Origin of the sequence: Trinickia soli, assembly GCF_002879855.1 — a bacterium.
Taxonomy (GTDB): Bacteria; Pseudomonadota; Gammaproteobacteria; order Burkholderiales; family Burkholderiaceae; genus Trinickia; species Trinickia soli.
The window spans coordinates 12,028-29,144 of record NZ_PNYB01000025.1 but is presented as its reverse complement, the minus strand read 5'-3'; the positions used below and the strand labels follow the sequence as shown (position 1 = coordinate 29,144).

At 64.2% G+C, this 17,117-nt stretch carries 13 protein-coding genes; 8 read left to right on the top strand and 5 right to left on the bottom strand.

The genetic code is table 11. From position 1 onward, the window contains the following. The first annotated feature begins 487 nt into the window (after nucleotides 1-487). Nucleotides 488-1,237, top strand: a complete 750-nt coding sequence (locus tag C0Z19_RS29040; protein WP_321187069.1) for a pseudouridine synthase — start codon at nucleotides 488-490, stop codon at nucleotides 1,235-1,237. A 195-nt stretch (nucleotides 1,238-1,432) separates the two neighbouring features. Here the strand turns inward: C0Z19_RS29040 and def are convergent, their stop codons facing one another. The 4 genes from def to smc form a co-directional block, all read right to left on the bottom strand. Continuing rightward, nucleotides 1,433-1,966: a peptide deformylase gene (def, locus tag C0Z19_RS22880; RefSeq protein ID WP_102612130.1), complete on the bottom strand. Its 534-nt coding sequence runs from the start codon at nucleotides 1,964-1,966 to the stop codon at nucleotides 1,433-1,435. Then, nucleotides 1,963-4,017 carry an NAD-dependent DNA ligase LigA gene (gene ligA, locus C0Z19_RS22875; protein ID WP_102612129.1) on the bottom strand — a complete coding sequence of 685 codons (2,055 nt, stop codon included), beginning with the start codon at nucleotides 4,015-4,017 and terminating at the stop codon, nucleotides 1,963-1,965. Before ligA ends, def begins: the two co-directional genes overlap by 4 nt. A 45-nt stretch (nucleotides 4,018-4,062) precedes the next feature. Beyond that, nucleotides 4,063-5,343 carry a cell division protein ZipA C-terminal FtsZ-binding domain-containing protein gene (locus C0Z19_RS22870; protein WP_102612128.1) on the bottom strand — a complete coding sequence of 427 codons (1,281 nt, stop codon included), beginning with the start codon at nucleotides 5,341-5,343 and terminating at the stop codon, nucleotides 4,063-4,065. 72 nt (nucleotides 5,344-5,415) lie between these two features. Next, nucleotides 5,416-8,934, bottom strand: coding sequence for a chromosome segregation protein SMC (gene smc, locus C0Z19_RS22865; RefSeq protein ID WP_102612127.1), 3,519 nt, complete (start codon nucleotides 8,932-8,934; stop codon nucleotides 5,416-5,418). 342 nt (nucleotides 8,935-9,276) lie between these two features. Between smc and dapC the strand changes: the two genes are divergently transcribed. The 7 genes from dapC (at nucleotide 9,277) to cls (ending at nucleotide 16,490) form a co-directional block, all read left to right on the top strand. Further along, nucleotides 9,277-10,482 (top strand): succinyldiaminopimelate transaminase, encoded by a 1,206-nt coding sequence (gene dapC / locus C0Z19_RS22860; RefSeq protein ID WP_233196252.1) that lies wholly within the window; start codon nucleotides 9,277-9,279, stop codon nucleotides 10,480-10,482. Nucleotides 10,483-10,615: 133 nt separating this feature from the next. Then, a complete protein-coding gene (dapD, locus tag C0Z19_RS22855; RefSeq protein ID WP_102612126.1) occupies nucleotides 10,616-11,443 on the top strand; it encodes a 2,3,4,5-tetrahydropyridine-2,6-dicarboxylate N-succinyltransferase in 828 nt (275 codons plus the stop codon). After that, nucleotides 11,443-11,805, top strand: a complete 363-nt coding sequence (locus tag C0Z19_RS22850; protein ID WP_102612125.1) for an ArsC family reductase — start codon at nucleotides 11,443-11,445, stop codon at nucleotides 11,803-11,805. Before dapD ends, C0Z19_RS22850 begins: the two co-directional genes overlap by 1 nt. A 144-nt stretch (nucleotides 11,806-11,949) precedes the next feature. Then, complete coding sequence (gene dapE, locus C0Z19_RS22845; protein WP_102612124.1) at nucleotides 11,950-13,089, top strand: succinyl-diaminopimelate desuccinylase; 1,140 nt, start codon at nucleotides 11,950-11,952, stop codon at nucleotides 13,087-13,089. 61 nt (nucleotides 13,090-13,150) lie between these two features. After that, complete coding sequence (gene prmB, locus C0Z19_RS22840; protein WP_102612123.1) at nucleotides 13,151-14,038, top strand: 50S ribosomal protein L3 N(5)-glutamine methyltransferase; 888 nt, start codon at nucleotides 13,151-13,153, stop codon at nucleotides 14,036-14,038. A gap of 103 nt (nucleotides 14,039-14,141) precedes the next feature. Continuing rightward, nucleotides 14,142-14,885, top strand: a complete 744-nt coding sequence (locus C0Z19_RS22835) for a lysoplasmalogenase (RefSeq protein WP_233196251.1) — start codon at nucleotides 14,142-14,144, stop codon at nucleotides 14,883-14,885. 153 nt (nucleotides 14,886-15,038) lie between these two features. Then, nucleotides 15,039-16,490 (top strand): cardiolipin synthase, encoded by a 1,452-nt coding sequence (gene cls / locus C0Z19_RS22830; RefSeq protein WP_102612121.1) that lies wholly within the window; start codon nucleotides 15,039-15,041, stop codon nucleotides 16,488-16,490. A 144-nt stretch (nucleotides 16,491-16,634) separates the two neighbouring features. Here the strand turns inward: cls and C0Z19_RS22825 are convergent, their stop codons facing one another. Then, nucleotides 16,635-17,114 carry a glutathione peroxidase gene (locus C0Z19_RS22825; RefSeq protein WP_102612120.1) on the bottom strand — a complete coding sequence of 160 codons (480 nt, stop codon included), beginning with the start codon at nucleotides 17,112-17,114 and terminating at the stop codon, nucleotides 16,635-16,637. Nucleotides 17,115-17,117: the final 3 nt, after the last annotated feature.

The window sequence follows — 17,117 nt, the reverse complement described above, 5'->3', positions numbered from 1 at the left end:
GCGCGGTCCGCGCCCCTCGCGAGACGAGAGCGAGCGCGGCGCGCGCGCGTCGACTCGAGCAGGCGGCGGCGACCGGCAGCGCGGCAGCGCCCCCGAGCGCAAGCGCAGTGTTCAGAGCGAACGGTTCGCGCGCGACGATCGGCCAGCGCGAAGCGCGGCCGAGCCGCGTTCGCGCGCTACCGGCACTGACGCGGCCAGCACGCGCAAAATTGCGCGTCCGGTGAAGCAAGGCGTGGGAACAACGGGTCCGACGACGCCACGTCGCGACGGAGCCGGTGCGGGCCGCTCGTCGGCGGGGGCCAAGGCAGGCGGCCGTGAGCGCCCGGCATCTTCGGAAGCGCGCGGGCGCCCGCCCGCCGGTAGGCGCGTCGATGCGGCAAGGGCAAACGCCAGGCCGACGCCGACGCGCGCCGGCGCTAAATCGACCCAAGCCGCGCCCCACGGTGCTAACCGGGCAAAACCAGGCGCAGAAGATGCGGAAGGACTCGTGCGCCTGTCCAAGCGCATGTCGGAGCTTGGGCTCTGCTCTCGCCGCGAAGCCGACGAGTGGATCGAAAACGGTTGGGTGCGCGTCGACGGAGAGCGCATCGACACACTCGGCACGCGCATTCGCCCTGATCAGCAGATCGAAGTCACGCGCGACGCTCACGCGGCGCAGTCGCGTCAGGTCACGATCCTGTTGCATAAGCCGATCGGCTACGTGTCGGGGCAAGCGGAAGATGGTTACGAGCCCGCCATCACGCTGATCACGGCGGCCAATCGCTGGGAGGGCGACCGGGCAACCACGCGCTTCCTACCGAGCCACCTTCGCGCACTCGCGCCTGCGGGCCGGCTCGACATCGATTCGACGGGTTTGCTCGTGCTGACGCAGGACGGCCGTATCGCGAAGCAGTTGATCGGCGAACACTCGAGCGTCGAAAAGGAATACCTCGTGCGCGTCACCTACGGCGACCGCACGACCGACATCGATCAGCACTTCCCGGCCGATCAGCTTGCCCGGCTGCGCTTCGGGCTGTCGCTCGACGACGTCCCCCTCAAGCCCGCCAAAGTCAGTTGGCAAAACAGTGAGCAACTGCGGTTCGTGCTGCGCGAAGGTAAGAAACGGCAGATTCGGCGTATGTGTGAACTCGTCGGCCTGCATGTTGTTGGCCTCAAGCGCGTGCGTATGGGCCGCGTGACGCTCGGTGCGCTGCCCCAGGGCCAATGGCGGTACCTGCTGCCGGACGAAGCGTTCTGAGCCGGCGCGACGCCGCCGCACGTGGCGCTTAGGCCGGCAACGAACCGCACCGAGCCGCACCAAGGCGCCTCGGCCTCAAAGCGAAAACGCCCGCGCGGGCGTTTTCGCTTGACTCCGACGTATCTCAGCGATCGACAAACAAGCTCGACCAGCGCCCGACTTTGTCGCTGCGCTCGCCTGCGGGCGTGCCGATCGTCAATCGTCCGTGGTCGGGTCGAGGTCGGGAAACAGCACTTCAGTGAAACCGAATTTCGAGAAATCGGTAATGCGCATCGGATAGAGTTTGCCAATCAGGTGATCGCATTCGTGCTGGACGACGCGTGCATGAAAGCCCTCGGCCACCCGATCGATCGGTTGCCCATATTGATCGAAGCCGTGATAGCGGATCATGGAAAAACGATTGACGACGCCGCGCATGCCCGGCACCGACAAACATCCTTCCCAGCCCTCGTCCATGTCCTGCGAAACCGGGCTAATCGTCGGATTGATGAGTACCGTTTCAGGCACAGGCGGCGCCTCGGGGTAACGTTCGTTGTGACCGAATCCGAAGATGACCACTTGCAGATCGACACCGATCTGCGGCGCAGCCAGACCGGCGCCGTTCGCATGGTGCATCGTCTCGAACATGTCGGCGATCAGCGCATGCAGCTCCGGTGTGTCGAACTGCTCGACGTTTTGAGCGATGCGCAGCAAGCGGGGGTCGCCCATTTTGAGAATGTCACGAATCATGGATTGTCGCCCTCCAAGAGCTTGCGCATACCGTCTTCGTCGAGAATCGGGATGCCGAGTTCCTCAGCCTTCGTCAGTTTGCTGCCGGCTTCCGCGCCGGCCACGACGTAGTCGGTTTTCTTCGACACCGACCCGGCCACCTTCGCCCCGGCCGCCTCGAGCATTTCCTTCGCTTGATCGCGTGCCAGATTAGGCAGTGTACCCGTCAGCACGATCGTCTTGCCGGCCAGCAGCCCTTGCGGAGCGCGCGGCGCCGGCGGGCCTTCCGGCCAGGTGACCTTGCCCGGCGCCCGCAGTTGCTCGATGACGTGCCGATTGTGGGACTCGGCAAAAAACTGATGAATCGACTCGGCCACGACGGGGCCAACGCCCTCCACTTCCATCAACGTTTCGACCGAAGCGTCGAGCAACGGATCGAGCGAGCCGAAGTGGCGCGCGAGATCTTTGGCCGTCGATTCGCCGACATCGGGAATGCCCAGCGCGAAAATGAAGCGGGCAAGCGTAGTGTGTTTGGCCTTTTCCAGCGAGTCGATGAGATTTTGCGCCGATTTGTCCGCGAACCGGTCCAGCGCGGCCAGCGTCGAAAAACCGAGGTTGAACAAATCGGCCGGGGTGCGGACGAGATCTTGTTCGACCAGTTGATCGATGATCTTTTCGCCAAGCCCGTCGATATCGAGCGCGCGCCGCTGCGCGAAGTGCTCGAGCGAGCGCTTGCGCTGCGCCGGGCAGACGAGCCCGCCTGTGCAGCGCGCCACCGCCTCGCCGGGTAGCCGCTCGATGGCCGAGCCGCATGCCGGACACTCGGTCGGCATCACGAACGGCTGAGCGCCCGGTGCGCGGCGTTCGAGCACCGGACCGACGACTTCGGGAATCACGTCGCCGGCGCGGCGCACGATGACCGTGTCGCCGGCGCGCAAGTCCTTGCGATGAACTTCGTCTTCGTTGTGCAGCGTCGCGTTCGTCACCGTGACGCCCCCGACGAACACAGGCGCGAGCCGCGCAACAGGCGTAATCGCGCCCGTGCGGCCGACGTTGACACCGATATCGATGAGTTCCGTCAGCGCCTCTTCGGGCGGAAACTTATGCGCGAGCGCAAAGCGCGGTGCACGTGAAACGAAGCCGAGAATGTCCTGATCGACGCGCCGATTGACTTTGTAGACCACGCCATCGATTTCGTACGGCAGGCTCTTGCGCTTTTCGCCGACGCGCCGATAGAACGACAGCAGCCCCTGTGCGCCTTGCACGACATCGCGTTCCGCGCAGACGGGCAAGCCCAGCCCGATGTACCAATCGAGCACCGCATCGTGGGTGTCGGGCATGTCCATGCCTTCAAGCGCGCCGATACCGTACGCAAAAAACGACAGCGGCCGCTGCGCCGTAATGCGCGAATCGAGCTGGCGCAAGCTGCCCGCCGCAGCATTGCGCGGATTGGCGAACTCGCGTTGCCCTGCCTCGCGCTGCCGGGCGTTGAGTCGATCGAAATCTCGCCTGAACATCAGCACTTCGCCACGCACTTCGAGCACCCGCGGAATGTGCTCGCCCTTCAAGCGCAAGGGAATCGAACGAACGGTTCGCACGTTCTGCGTGACGTCTTCGCCGGTCGAGCCGTCGCCGCGCGTCGCCGCCTGCACGAAACGCCCGTCCTCATAGCGCAAGGCGATCGCCAGCCCGTCGAACTTAAGCTCGCACGAATACTCGACCGGGCTGCGGTCGAGCTGATCGCTCACGCGTTTATCGAACGCGATGACGTCTTCCTCAGTGAAGCCGTTATTGAGCGACAACATCGGCAGCGCGTGGACCACGGGGGCGAAGCCGCTCGCCGCCTGGCCACCGACGCGCTGCGTCGGCGACTCGGGGGTGATCAGGTCGGGATGCGCGGACTCGATCGACTGCAATTCCGAGAACAGCCGATCGTACTCGGCGTCAGGAATCTCGGGCCGATCGAGCACGTAGTACTGATAGTTCGCCCGCTCCAGTTCGGTACGGAGCCAGACGGCGCGTTCTGCCGGTCGATCGGCGGGCGGCGGCGGTTCGACGTGCTTGCGAGCCATGTCGTTGGTCTTCTTATCGATAGGTGCTTGCCGTAGCCGGCGGCATTACTGGCTGAACAGACGTCGCGTCGCCGGCGAGCCTGCCGGAATCCCGGCTTCCTCGAGTCGGGCGTAAAGCGTCATCAGTTGCTTTTCGATGGCCAACAGCGCTTGCTCCGGCAGAGGCCTGCGCTGATCGTCGACCACGCGCCCGCCGATGCGTTCGGCCAGGGACTTGGCGTAATCGCACATCAGCCGGAACGGCAGGATGTCCTCATCGGCGACGGGCACGTCGAGGATCAGTGTGATCATCTGACCGCCCTTGTATGTCAGATCGTCGCGCAGGAAATTCGTATCGCCGAACTGCAACATGAAGACGGGGCTTTGCTTCGCGTCGAGCTTGACGAAGCGCGTTCCGTCGCGCGAGAGCAGCAGGCCGTCTTGCGAAGCGACGGCCTGCACGTAGTTGGCCGACCACGGCGCACCGTCGGACAGGACGTTGACCGACAGTTGCGCGTCGCATTGCGCGGCGAACGCATCGAGCTCGCGCGCCATCGAAACCGTTTCGAGCATATCGGGGAACTCGGGCGCGCCGTCGATCGCATCGGCAAATTGCTGCACGCCCGAGACGAACTCGGAAAACTCGAGTTCGTTGAGCGCGCCGCCGCGATTGGCAAGTTGCACAGCCGCCCGCAGCTCGTCGTAACGCTGCGCGCCTTGCAGCAGTTCCCACGCCGAGCCGCCTTCGGGCTTGCCTTCGATATAAACCGGCTTGCTGCCCGCGCGGCGCAGCCGCTGTGCGAGCGGCGACGCTTTCTCGCCGGCGATCGGGCCGGTCAATCGGATCGGCACGACGCAATCGATGCGCCGATCGACGATATGCGGCGGTGCGGCCGAAATCGTCGTGGCCGTCGGCATCACGCTGTCACTCTCCGGCGCGCCCGCCGCAGCTTGGGTCGAGGCTTGCGCGGATGCGGCGGCTGAAGCAGGCGTCGAAGTAGACGCCGTTTCGGCGGTAAAACCGTTCGGTGTGGTCGCTTCGGCCTGGATATCGGCCGGAATGTCGAGCGGCGCCGAGACGCCGCCGAAGCTCGGTTCGATGCGCGTCGCTTCGCTGTCCCCGGCCGCATCCGACAGCGCGGGCTCGCGCCGCACGCCCGCACGGGCCGGCTCGATGAACGGCCGCTCTTCCTCGTGGTCGTGGCGCCCAAGCCCCTGCTCGGCCTCGGTCGGCATCGGACGCGGCATCTTTCGACGCACCTTCGCGCCCTGCCACGCGTTGTAGACGACCACGCCCCCCACCACCACGGCGCCTGCGCCGATCAATCCGAGTGTCAACTCGTCCATGCACGCTCCATGAAGCAATCCTGTGTCGTGGCCGCGCCCGGGGCACCTTACGCCTGCCGGGCGGGCCGCTCGTTAGACGGTATTCTGGGCGAAACCCGCAGCCGTTTCCATGTCCACGGCAACGATGCGCGAAACGCCTTGCTCCTGCATCGTCACGCCGATCAGCTGCTGCGCCATTTCCATCGCGATCTTGTTGTGCGAAATGAACAGGAACTGCGTTTTGTCCGACATCGCGCGCACAAGGTTCGCGAAGCGTTCGGTATTGGCGTCGTCGAGCGGGGCGTCCACTTCGTCGAGCAGGCAGAACGGCGCCGGGTTGAGCTGGAACATCGCGAAGACGAGCGCGGTAGCCGTCAACGCCTTTTCGCCGCCCGAGAGCAGGTGAATCGTCGAGTTCTTCTTGCCCGGCGGTTGTGCCATCACCTGAACGCCCGCGTCGAGGATTTCGTCGCCGGTCATGATGAGCTTTGCCTGGCCGCCGCCGAACAGGCGCGGGAACAGTTCGCCGAAGTGCCGGTTGACCTCGTCGAACGTACCCTGCAGCAACGTGCGCGTTTCCTGGTCGATTTTGCGGATCGCGTCTTCGAGCGTGTCGATGGCGCGCGTCAGGTCTTCCGACTGCGCGTCAAGGAACGTCTTGCGCTCTTTCGCCGCCGCCAACTCGTCGAGCGCGGCCATGTTGACCGGGCCGAGCGCGGTGATCGCGTTGTTGATGCGCGTGACTTCGCCTTGCAGGTACGACGGCTTCATGTCGGGCGTCAGCTTTTCCTGCAATTGCGCTTCGTCGACGCCCGCAGCCTGTAGCTGCTCGATGAACTGCTCGCCGGCGATGCGCGCGGCCTGCTCCTTCAACTGCAATTCGGTGATGCGATCGCGCAGCGGCTGCAGCGAGCGTTCCGCGCTCAGGCGGCTTTCATCGGCCTGGCGCAGCTTCGCGGTCAGATCGTCCAGTTCGTGGCGCGCAGCCGCCAGCGCCGTTTCCTTCTGCGCGCGGACTTCGAGCGCCGCTTGCAGGCCCGTGTGCGTCGTTTGTTCGTTGATCGCTTCGAGCTCGGCCCGAGCGTCTTCGAGCGAGCCCGCGACGCGCTCGCTTTGCTCGTGCGCGACTTGAATGCTGCGTTTGAGCTCGTCGATGCGCGTTACGACATGGCGCGCGGCAAAGCGTGCGTCGGTCGCCGCGCGTTCAAGATCGCGCGCTTGCGTGCGCGCCGCCGAGAGCGTCTCGTCGAGCGCCTCGAACGCGAGCTGATTTTCTTCGAAACGCGCCTGCAGCTCGGCCAACTCGCCGTCATGGCGCTCGAAGTTCGCCTCGGACTCGGCGCGCTGCGCACGTTGCTCCTCGATTTGCGCGGCGATCTCTTCCAATTCTTCGCGAATCTGCGTGCTGCGCTGCGTGTAACGCTCGTGCGCCTGCGTGAGCTTGAGCACATCCAGTTGCAGCGCATGCACGCGCTGCGTGGCGCGCTCGACCTGGCCGCGTGCGTCGGCCAGCGCTTGCGACGCTTGCGTGTGCGCGGCTTCAGCGCGAATCGCCGCCGTCTTCGCCTCGTCCGCCAGCAACGTTTGCGCGCGCAATTGGCGCGTCAGGTTTTCGATTTCCTGCTGGCGCGCGAGCATGCCGGATTGTTCGGAGTCGGCTGCGTACAATTGCACGCCCACCCGCGTGACGACGTGCCCCGCCTTGACCACGAGCATGGCGCCTTCCGGCAGTTGGGCACGTAGCGCCAACGCCTGCGTCAGATCGTCCGCCACATAGGCGTGGCCGAGCCATTCGTTCAAGACGGCGCGCAGGCCCGCATCGTCGATACGCACGAGCGACAGCAGCGACGTGAACCCCGCAGGTGCTTCGCGCGGTGTGCCGGCAGCAGGCGGGGCGAAGAACGCGAGCTTGGCCGGCGGCGCATCGGTGGCGAAGGCGCGCACCCAGTCGAGATTCGAAATCTCGAGGGCGGCGAGCCGCTCACGCAGGACCGACTCCAGCGCGGATTCCCATCCCGCTTCGACGTGCAGCTTCTTCCACAAGCGAGGCAAGCCCGCGAGCTCATGTTTGTCGAGCCAGGGCTGAATTTTGCCCTCGGTCTGCACGTTCTCCTGCAGTTGCTTGAGCGCGACGAGGCGTGCTTCGAACTGATGAATCTGCGCGCTTTCGCTTTGCACGCGCTCTTGCGCTGCGCGACGCTCGGCCTCGACGCGCGGCAGCGCCTCCTGCGCCTGCGCCAACTGCGCCTGCGCGTCGCTGAGGATCTCCTGGTGCTCGGCCAACTGCATGCGCTGCTCTTCGAGCTGCGCTTCGTCGGGGGCATCCAGGCCGCCCGCCTCGGCTTTGAGTCGCTCGTGGCGTTGCTGAAGCTGCTGCAGCTGTTGATCGGCGTTGCGTTGATGGGCGGCTTCGAGCTTGAGCGCCTGCTCCGTCTGGGCGATACCTGCGCGCTCGTCGTTCAGCCGCGTCTGCGCATCGCGCCACTGCGCCTCCAATGCAGGCAGTGCGTCGTGCTTTGCCGCCGCCTCGTCTTCCGCGAGCGCCGCCTTCTCCTCGGCGACAGCCAATTGCTCCTCGGCTTCCTCGAGGTCGCCGCGCGCCTTCTCGGCCTGAACCTGCCACTGCTCGCGCTGCGCCGTCAGCGCGGCGATCTGCGCCTGCACCCGGTTGCGCGATTCGATGACGAACTTGATTTCGGCTTCGAGCCGGCTGACTTCGGCATTGGCCTCGTAGAGCGAGCCCTGCGCGCCTTGCATCGCGTCGCTTGCCGCGTAGTGCGCAACGCGCAGCGTTTCGAGATCGGCTTCGACTTCGCGCAGCCTCGCCGTCTGGGCTTCGAGGTCGATCTGCGCATCGGCGATCGCGCGCTGCTGCCGCCCTTGCTCGGCCGCGGCCTCATTCTTGCGCAACAGCCACAGCAACCGCTGCTTTTCCTCGCCTTCGGTCTGCAGCGTCTTGAACCGGGTCGCGACGATCGCCTGTGCTTCGAGCTTCTCCAGGTTCGTGCCGAGTTCCCGGACGATGTCTTCAACGCGCGTGAGGTTTTCGCGCGTATCGTGCAGCCGGTTCTCGGTTTCGCGGCGGCGCTCCTTGTACTTGGACACGCCCGCGGCCTCTTCGAGGAACACGCGCAGCTCTTCGGGCTTCGCTTCGATGATGCGCGCGATCATGCCCTGGCCGATGATCGCGTAGGCACGCGGGCCGAGACCCGTGCCGAGGAAAATGTCCTGAATGTCGCGACGACGCGCCGGCAGATTGTTGATGTAGTAGCTCGAGGTGCCGTCGCGCGTGAGCACGCGCTTCACGGCGATCTCGGCGTACTGCCCCCACTGGCCCGCCGCGCGGCCGTCTGCATTGTCGAACACGAGTTCGACGCTCGCGCGGCTGCCCGGCTTGCGCGCGGTCGAACCGTTGAAGATGACGTCCTGCATCGATTCGCCGCGCAGTTCCGATGCGCGCGACTCGCCGAGCACCCAGCGCACGGCGTCGATGATGTTGGATTTGCCGCACCCGTTCGGACCCACCACGCCGACGAGCTGGCCCGGTACCTGGAAATGCGTGGGATCGACGAAGGACTTGAAGCCAGCGAGTTTGATCGAGGTCAGACGCACGGCGATATCGCTGTTTTAATGGAGAGTACAAAAACGCGGTCGGACCGCTTCTACCCCGCCCGGCACGGCGGCTTCAACCTCGAAGCCACCCGCGCCATGCGTGGCGAATCTGACGCCGCGATGCTTTTTGGGTCGCAAAGGCACGCGCAACGGGCATCGTGCGCATGACTCGCGAGCAAGTGGCAATCATACCATCGCCCATTTCCGCCACCGCCGCGGATGCGGGCGGCGGCAAGCACGAGCGCGCTGCCCGCGCCCCTGCTGCAAGCTATAATGACGCCCTTTCCCCGCAAGGGGCCCGCGCATGATGCGCGTCCCTCCCAACCTGCACGCCGAACCGACGTGAATCCGCTACTCGACCGTCTCCAATCCTATCCGTTCGAAAAGCTGCGCGCGTTGTTAAAAGACGCGACGCCGCCCGCCGATCTGCCGCACATCAGCTTCGGCCTTGGCGAACCGAAACACGCCACGCCCGCGTTGATTCGCGAAGCCGTCGTCGCTTCGCTCGATACCCTGTCGAATTACCCGGCCACGCTTGGGTCGGCCGCACTGCGCGAAACGATTGCGGCCTGGGCCATGCGCCGTTACGGCCTGCCTGCGCTCGATCCGGCCACGCAGGTGCTGCCCGTATCGGGTTCGCGCGAGGCGCTGTTCTCGCTTGCGCAAACGGTCGTCGACGGCTCGCAACCGGGCGCAATCGTTCTTTGCCCGAACCCGTTCTATCAGATCTACGAAGGCGCGGCCCTGCTCGCGGGCGCCGAGCCCTACTTCGCCAACAGCGATCCCAGCCGCAACTTCGCCTGCGATTACGCCGCCGTCCCCGAGGACGTCTGGGCGCGCACGCAGCTGCTCTACGTCTGCTCGCCGGGCAACCCGACAGGCGCCGTGCTCACGCTCGACGATTGGCGGGAACTGTTCGCGCTATCGGACAAACACGGCTTCGTGATCGCGTCGGACGAATGCTATTCGGAGATCTACTTCGACGAAGCACAGCCGCCGCTGGGCGGCCTGGAAGCCGCACACCGCCTCGGCCGCGGCTTCGAGCGGCTCGTCATGCTGTCGAGCCTGTCCAAGCGCTCGAACGTGCCGGGCATGCGTTCGGGTTTCGTCGCCGGCGATGCCGCCTTGCTCAAGCGTTTCCTGCTCTATCGCACGTATCACGGCTCGGCGCTTTCGCCGGTCTACCAGGCGGCCAGCGTCGCAGCGTGGAGCGACGAACAGCACGTGCGCGAAAACCGCGCGCAGTACGTGGCCAAGTTCGCGGCCGTCACGCCCATGCTCGCGGACGTGCTCGATGTGCGGCTGCCCGATGCGGCGTTCTACCTGTGGGCGAACGTCGAGCGCACCGGCCTGGCCGATACCGCGTTCGCCCAGCGACTGTACGCCGACTATAATCTGACAGTCCTGCCCGGCTCATACCTCGCGCGCACCGCGCACGGCATGAACCCGGGCCGCAATTTTGTCCGCCTGGCGCTCGTTGCGGACGCGAGCGAGTGTGTCGACGGCGCCAAACGCATCGTCGATTTCTGTCGCTCTCTGGCGCGCTGACCCGCGCGTCAAAGCCCGCGGCAGCGCGTCGCGGCCCGAGCCCGGTGGCCCATACCGGCTCGCGCCCGTCGCGCCGAGCACCGCTGACCGGCCGCCCCGTCATCCTCCGACTTCATTTAGCGAAACTACCGACATGTCGCAAAACATTCAGCAGATCATCGACAACGCCTGGGAAAACCGCGCCGAACTATCGCCCAAGTCGGCGCCGGCCGAAGTGCGCGAAGCCGTCACGCACGCGATCGAGCACCTCGACAAAGGCCTTTTGCGCGTAGCCGAAAAGCAAAACGGCCAATGGGTCGTCAATCAATGGCTGAAAAAGGCTGTGCTGCTCTCGTTCCGCCTCGAGGACAACGTGCCCATGCCGGCCGGCGGCTATTCGCAGTTCTATGACAAGGTACCGTCGAAGTTCGCGAACTACACGGCCGAAGATTTCGCGGCCGGCGGCTTTCGCGTGGTGCCGCCCGCCATCGCGCGCCGCGGTTCGTTCATCGCGAAGAACGTCGTGCTGATGCCCTCGTACACGAACATCGGCGCCTATGTCGACGAAGGCACGATGGTCGATACCTGGGCCACCGTCGGCTCGTGCGCGCAGATCGGCAAGAACGTTCATCTCTCGGGCGGCGTCGGTATCGGCGGCGTGCTCGAGCCGCTGCAGGCCAATCCCGTCATCATCGAGGACAACTGCTTCATCGGCGCGCGCTCGGAAGTCGTCGAAGGCGTGATCGTCGGCGAGAACTCGGTCATTTCGATGGGCGTTTATCTCGGCCAAAGCACGAAGATCTACGATCGCGAAACGGGTGAAGTCACGTACGGCTACGTGCCGCCGGGATCGGTCGTCGTGGCCGGCAATCTGCCCTCGAAGGACGGCTCGCACAGCCTCTACTGCGCCGTCATCGTCAAAAAGGTCGATGCCAAAACACGCGCGAAGGTCGGTCTGAACGAGCTGCTGCGAGGCGACTGATGAGCGCGGCGCATACCGTCGTCTATGGCATTCCGAATTGCGACACGGTCAAGAAAGCGCGCACGTGGCTCGAGTCGCATGGCGTGGCGTTCGAGTTCCACGATTTCAAAAAGGCGGGCCTGACGGCTGCGCTCTTGAAGACGTGGCTCGCCGACGTGCCGCTGGAGGTCCTGTTGAATCGCCGGGGCACGACCTGGCGCGCGCTGTCCGACGACGCGAAGGCAGCCGCCGAGACACAACAGGGCGCGATCGCACTGATGGTCGAGAAGCCTTCGGTCGTGAAACGGCCGGTGGTCGTCGTGGAAGGTCGCGTGAAATCGGTCGGCTTTTCGGCCGACGAATATGCGGCGCTGCTTGCCTGACGCTTGCGGCGCGCGCGTGCCGGTCAGCGTTAGCCGTTTGGCAGACTGACCGGGGCGCGCCCTGTCGCGCAACAATACGAGCATCGCCTGCCGGCCGTTGTCCGCCGGCATTTTTTTATCAAGCACGAAACGGTCTTTGAACCCATGTCCGGCACCCTTGCTCTTACCGAACAACTGATTGCGCGCGCCTCGGTCACACCCGACGATCAGCACTGCCAAAAGCTGCTGATCGAGCGGCTCGAAGCCGCCGGCTTCGCCTGCGAGACGATCGAATCGCACGGCGTCACGAACCTGTGGGCCGTGAAGCGCGGCGCCGACGGCGCGCGCGGCAAACTGCTCGCGTTTGCCGGGCACACCGACGTCGTGCCCACCGGCCCGCTCGAACAATGGACGTCCCCACCGTTCGTGCCCACGCACCGTGACGGCAAGCTCTACGGGCGCGGCGCCGCCGACATGAAAACCTCGATTGCCGGCTTTATCGTGGCCAGTGAAGAGTTCGTCGCGGCGCATCCGAGCCATCGAGGCTCGCTCGCGCTGTTGATCACCAGCGACGAGGAAGGTCCGGCCACGGACGGCACCGTCAAAGTGGTCGAAGCGTTGCAGGCGCGCGGAGAGACGGTCGATTACTGCATTGTCGGCGAGCCGACTTCGACGAACACGCTAGGCGATGTCGTCAAAAACGGCCGACGCGGTTCCATGTCGGGCAAGCTCGTCGTCAAAGGCATACAAGGCCACATCGCCTACCCGCATCTCGCGCGCAATCCGATTCATCTGATGGCGCCCGCGCTCGCAGAACTCGTAGCCGAACGCTGGGACGACGGGAACGAATACTTCCCGCCCACGACCTGGCAGGTGTCGAATCTGCACAGCGGCACCGGCGCGAGCAACGTCATCCCCGGCCGGGCCGAGCTCACGTTCAATTTCCGGTTTTCGACGGCAAGCACGGTGGAAGGGCTGCAGCAGCGCGTCCATGCGATGCTCGACAAGCACGGGCTCGACTACGATCTGGACTGGACGGTCAGCGGATTGCCGTTCCTGACGCCGCGCGGCGAGCTCTCGAATGCGCTCGAGCAAGCTATCAAGGACGAGACCGGCGTCAGCACCGAGTTGTCTACGACTGGCGGCACCTCCGACGGCCGCTTCATCGCACGCATTTGCAAGCAGGTGGTCGAATTCGGGCCGCCGAACGGCAGCATCCACAAGATCGACGAGCATATCGAGCTCGCGTATGTCGAGCCGCTGAAAAATATCTACCGTCGTGTGCTCGAAGCGCTGATCGCATGATGCGCTTGGCGCCTTGCCGGGCAACACCACACCTCACCACACTGCTCAAGGAGATGCCGCGATGACTACGCCGTTCCTGACCGTTCGCGACCTGCTGCGCTTTGCGGTGTCGCGCTTTACCGAAGCGCAACTCGCCTTCGGCCATGGCAGCACCAACGCCTACGACGAAGCTGCCTATCTGATTCTGCACACGCTGCATTTGCCGCTCGACACGCTCGATCCGTTTCTCGATGCCCGTCTGCTCGACAAAGAGATCGAAGCCGTGCTGCACGTGATCGAGCGGCGCGCGAGCGAGCGCGTGCCGGCCGCCTACATCACGCATGAAGCGTGGATGCACGGGTTGCACTTCTACGTCGACGAGCGTGTCATTGTGCCGCGTTCATTCATCGGCGAATTGCTCGAAGACGGTTTGCAGCCGTATGTGGCCGATCCAGACGAAGTGGGCGCCGTGCTCGAGCTTTGCACGGGATCGGGTTGCCTCGCCATTCTCGCCGCGCAAGCGTTTCCGAACGCCGATATCGACGCGGTCGATATCTCGGCCGACGCGCTCGAAGTCGCACGCATCAATGTAGCCCGGTACGAACTCGACGATCGCATTGCGCTGTTTCAGGGCGACTTGTTTGCCCCCCTGCCTGAGCGCCGCTACAACGTCATCATTACGAACCCGCCGTACGTCAACAGCGAATCGATGCAAGCGCTGCCCGCCGAGTACAAACACGAACCGCAACTGGCGCTCGCGGGCGGGGCCGACGGCATGGACATCGTGCGCCGCATCGTCGCGGAAGCACGCAATTGGCTGACCGATGACGGCGTGCTCGTCGTGGAAATCGGCAACGAGCGGGCGAATGTCGAAGCGGCGTTCGGAGGTCTCGACCTGGTCTGGCTCTCGACGAGCGGTGGCGACGATAACGTCTTCCTGATCCAGGCCGACGATTTGCCGGCGGTGTAGAGACATAGAGGCGCAGCGGCACATCGATGCGGTACGGTGCAGTTCGTATCGAATCCGGTGATCCAGAGACCCTACTGGAAGACGTAGGAGGTACGCTCGCTCGATGACAACTCACGAACGGATGCCAGCGCGCGAACAGAACGCAACCAACGAGCGTACCGGGGACGACGGTCAGCGCGGCGGGGGTGTGGAGAGCGCCCTGTCGCAAACCCGGCTGCTGTTGATCATCGCCGCTGCCGCGGGGCTTGCCTACGGCGTATCGCTCCGCGACGCGCCCTATCCCGACCAAGCGGCCGCGAAGGTGCTCATGTGCGCGCTGCTGTTTCTGGCTGCTGCGCGTCACGAACCGATGCGCGAGCGGTGGTGGCTCATGACGGCGTTGGCCGCCTCGGCCGTGGGCGACGCGCTCCTTGCGCTGCCGCAACTCTCGATTTCGTTTGTCGGCGGGCTCGGCGCGTTCCTTCTCGCGCATCTGGCGTATTGCGCGCTGCTAGCCCCGCGGGCCATCGGTATCGCGGGTTGGCGCCGCGTTGCCGCGCCCCTGCTTTGGGCTGCGGCCGTTGCGATGTACTTCGTTTTCTTTCCGCATCTGGCCGTGCTGGCGATCCCGGTCGCCGTTTATATGTTCGCTTTGTCGGCGATGGCCACGCTTGCGCTCATCGCGCGCCCGAGCGGTGTTGCGCTGCCTTTGGGCGGCCTCGCGTTCGTCGCGTCGGACGCGATGATCGGCATCGATCGTTTCGTCGGCGCGTTTGCCGGCAGCGCATATGCCATCTGGCTCTCCTATGTGCTCGCACAAGTGTCGATCGCAACAGGCGTCCTACTTATTGGCAACGCTCGCCGATGACAAATGGGTCCGTCCGCGGAAATGGCGAAGCAGCCGGCAGCACGTCAGCCCCCGTTCCCGCGCTTCGGTAAGATGCCAGTGACGCGCTTGCCGCCATTTTTTGAGGTGGCGCCAAGCTGAGACACCAGGAATGCTGCGCTCACTATTTAGTCCATGCACTTCGATTGGCTCTCTCTCGGCAGTCTGATCTTCGCTGCTCACCTACTAGGATTGGTAGCTGCGGGTCATGCCATTCTGAATACCCGTACGTCGCAAGGTGCGATTGCCTGGGCGGTGTCGCTCGTCGCCGTACCGTACGTCACTTTGATCCCTTACCTGTTTCTGGGTCGGAGCAAGTTTGCAGGTTACGTCGACAAACGTCGCATCGAAAGCGAGTTGCTTCGAACGCGTGCTCATCCAAGCGCATGGGACACGAGCGCTTCGACCGGGGGACGCCCGGCGCAAGCGCTCGGCCATCACGTCGTGCGTGCATTGACGCACCTGTCGGGCATGCCGTTCCTCGGCGGCAACGCAGTGCGAACGCTCGTCAACGGCGAAGCAACGTTCAAGGCGATCCTGGACGCAATCGAGCAAGCACGTCACTACGTTCTGATTCAGTTTTTCATCGTGCGCGACGACACGCTCGGCGAGATGCTCAAAGCGTTGCTGCTGGCCAAGGCGGCGCAGGGCGTGCGCGTTTGCTTCCTGTACGACAGCATCGGCAGTTTCGATTTGCCGCAGCGCTATGTGTCGGCTTTGATCGCTGGCGGCGTGGAAATGCATCCGTTTGCGACGAACCGTCGCTTCGTGAACCGCTTCCAGCTCAATTTTCGCAATCATCGGAAGATCGTTGTGGTGGATGGCGAGTGCGCATTCGTCGGCGGCCACAACGTCGGCATTGAGTATCTTGGGGGCAATCCCCGCCTCTCGCCCTGGCGTGACACGCACATTGAAATACGGGGCCCGATCGTAGCCAGCGTGCAATTCGTGTTCATCGAGGATTGGCACTGGGCAACACAGCGCTTGCCCGGGCTGGAGCCGCCCCAAGCCGAACAACCCGAGCATACGGGCGGCGCCGACATGCACTGTCTCGTTGTCGCGCCGGGGCCGGCCGACCGGTATGAGACCGGCTCGCTGTTCTTCGTGGAAGCGATCAACGCAGCGCAGTCGCGAATCTGGATCACGAGTCCGTATCTGATCCCCGATGAAGCCGTGTTTTCGGCGCTGCGCCTCGCTGTCATGCGCGGCGTCGACGTTCGCATCCTGATCCCGAGCCGACGCGATCACTATGTCGTATTCGAAGCGTCCAAGCTCTACGCCTACGACCTTGTTCGCGCGGGCGTGCGCATCTTTCGTTACCGGCCTGGGTTCCTGCATCAGAAAGTGGTGTTGATCGACGACGTCGCGGCAGCCATCGGCAGCGCCAATCTCGACAACCGTTCGTTCAGGCTCAACTTCGAAATCATGGTGCTGACGATCGATCATGCTTTTGCAGCGGAAGTCGAAACAATGTTGAAGAAGGATTTCGAGCAGGCATGGGAAGTCGAGCGCAGCGAATACCGTAATGCGTCGGCGCTGCGGCAGATCGTGATGCATGTGGCGCGGTTGTTCTCGCCGATTTTGTAATCACTCCAGGGCGCAATAAATATTGCGCCGCACCCGGCGTTTCATACGTCCGTTTCGGCTTTTTTGATATACAGGGTCTGCGGAACGATCTTTCCTACGCACCGGAAACGACCGACAATTGCAGCGACCCAACTTCGGCATACCCTACAACAGCCCCTCAATATCCCCCACAATCTCCTGCGGCGTTGTCTTCGGCGCGTACCGCTTCACGACCTCGCCGCGACGATCGACGAGAAACTTCGTGAAGTTCCACTTGATGGCCTTGGTGCCGAACAAACCCGGCGCCTCGTTCGTCAGGTAGCGATACAGCGGATGCGCATCGGGGCCTTTGACATCGATCTTCTCGAACATCGGAAACGTCACGCCGAAGTTCTTTTCGCAGAAGCTGCCGATTTGCGCCGCATCGCCGGGCTCCTGCTTACCGAACTGATTGCACGGAAAGCCCAGCACTTCGAACCCGCGCCCGGCAAATCGCTCGTGCAACTGCTGCAGCCCCGCGTACTGCGGCGTGAACCCGCACTCGCTCGCCGTATTGACAATCAGCAACACCTTGTCGCGATAACGGTCAAGGCCGACCATCTCGCCGCCTAACGTGCGTGCGGAAAACGTGTAGAGCATACTCATCAG

Bases quoted from the DNA above. Each gene is read 5' to 3' on its own strand.
- def (WP_102612130.1), bottom strand. From the start codon at position 1,966: ATGATTCGTGACATTCTCAAAATGGGCGACCCCCGCTTGCTGCGCATC.
- ligA (WP_102612129.1), bottom strand. From the start codon at position 4,017: ATGGCTCGCAAGCACGTCGAACCGCCGCCGCCCGCCGATCGACCGGCA.
- C0Z19_RS22870 (WP_102612128.1), bottom strand. From the start codon at position 5,343: ATGGACGAGTTGACACTCGGATTGATCGGCGCAGGCGCCGTGGTGGTG.
- dapD (WP_102612126.1), top strand. From the start codon at position 10,616: ATGTCGCAAAACATTCAGCAGATCATCGACAACGCCTGGGAAAACCGC.
- C0Z19_RS22850 (WP_102612125.1), top strand. From the start codon at position 11,443: ATGAGCGCGGCGCATACCGTCGTCTATGGCATTCCGAATTGCGACACG.
- dapE (WP_102612124.1), top strand. From the start codon at position 11,950: ATGTCCGGCACCCTTGCTCTTACCGAACAACTGATTGCGCGCGCCTCG.
- prmB (WP_102612123.1), top strand. From the start codon at position 13,151: ATGACTACGCCGTTCCTGACCGTTCGCGACCTGCTGCGCTTTGCGGTG.
- C0Z19_RS22835 (WP_233196251.1), top strand. From the start codon at position 14,142: ATGACAACTCACGAACGGATGCCAGCGCGCGAACAGAACGCAACCAAC.
- cls (WP_102612121.1), top strand. From the start codon at position 15,039: ATGCACTTCGATTGGCTCTCTCTCGGCAGTCTGATCTTCGCTGCTCAC.
- C0Z19_RS22825 (WP_102612120.1), bottom strand. From the start codon at position 17,114: ATGAGTATGCTCTACACGTTTTCCGCACGCACGTTAGGCGGCGAGATG.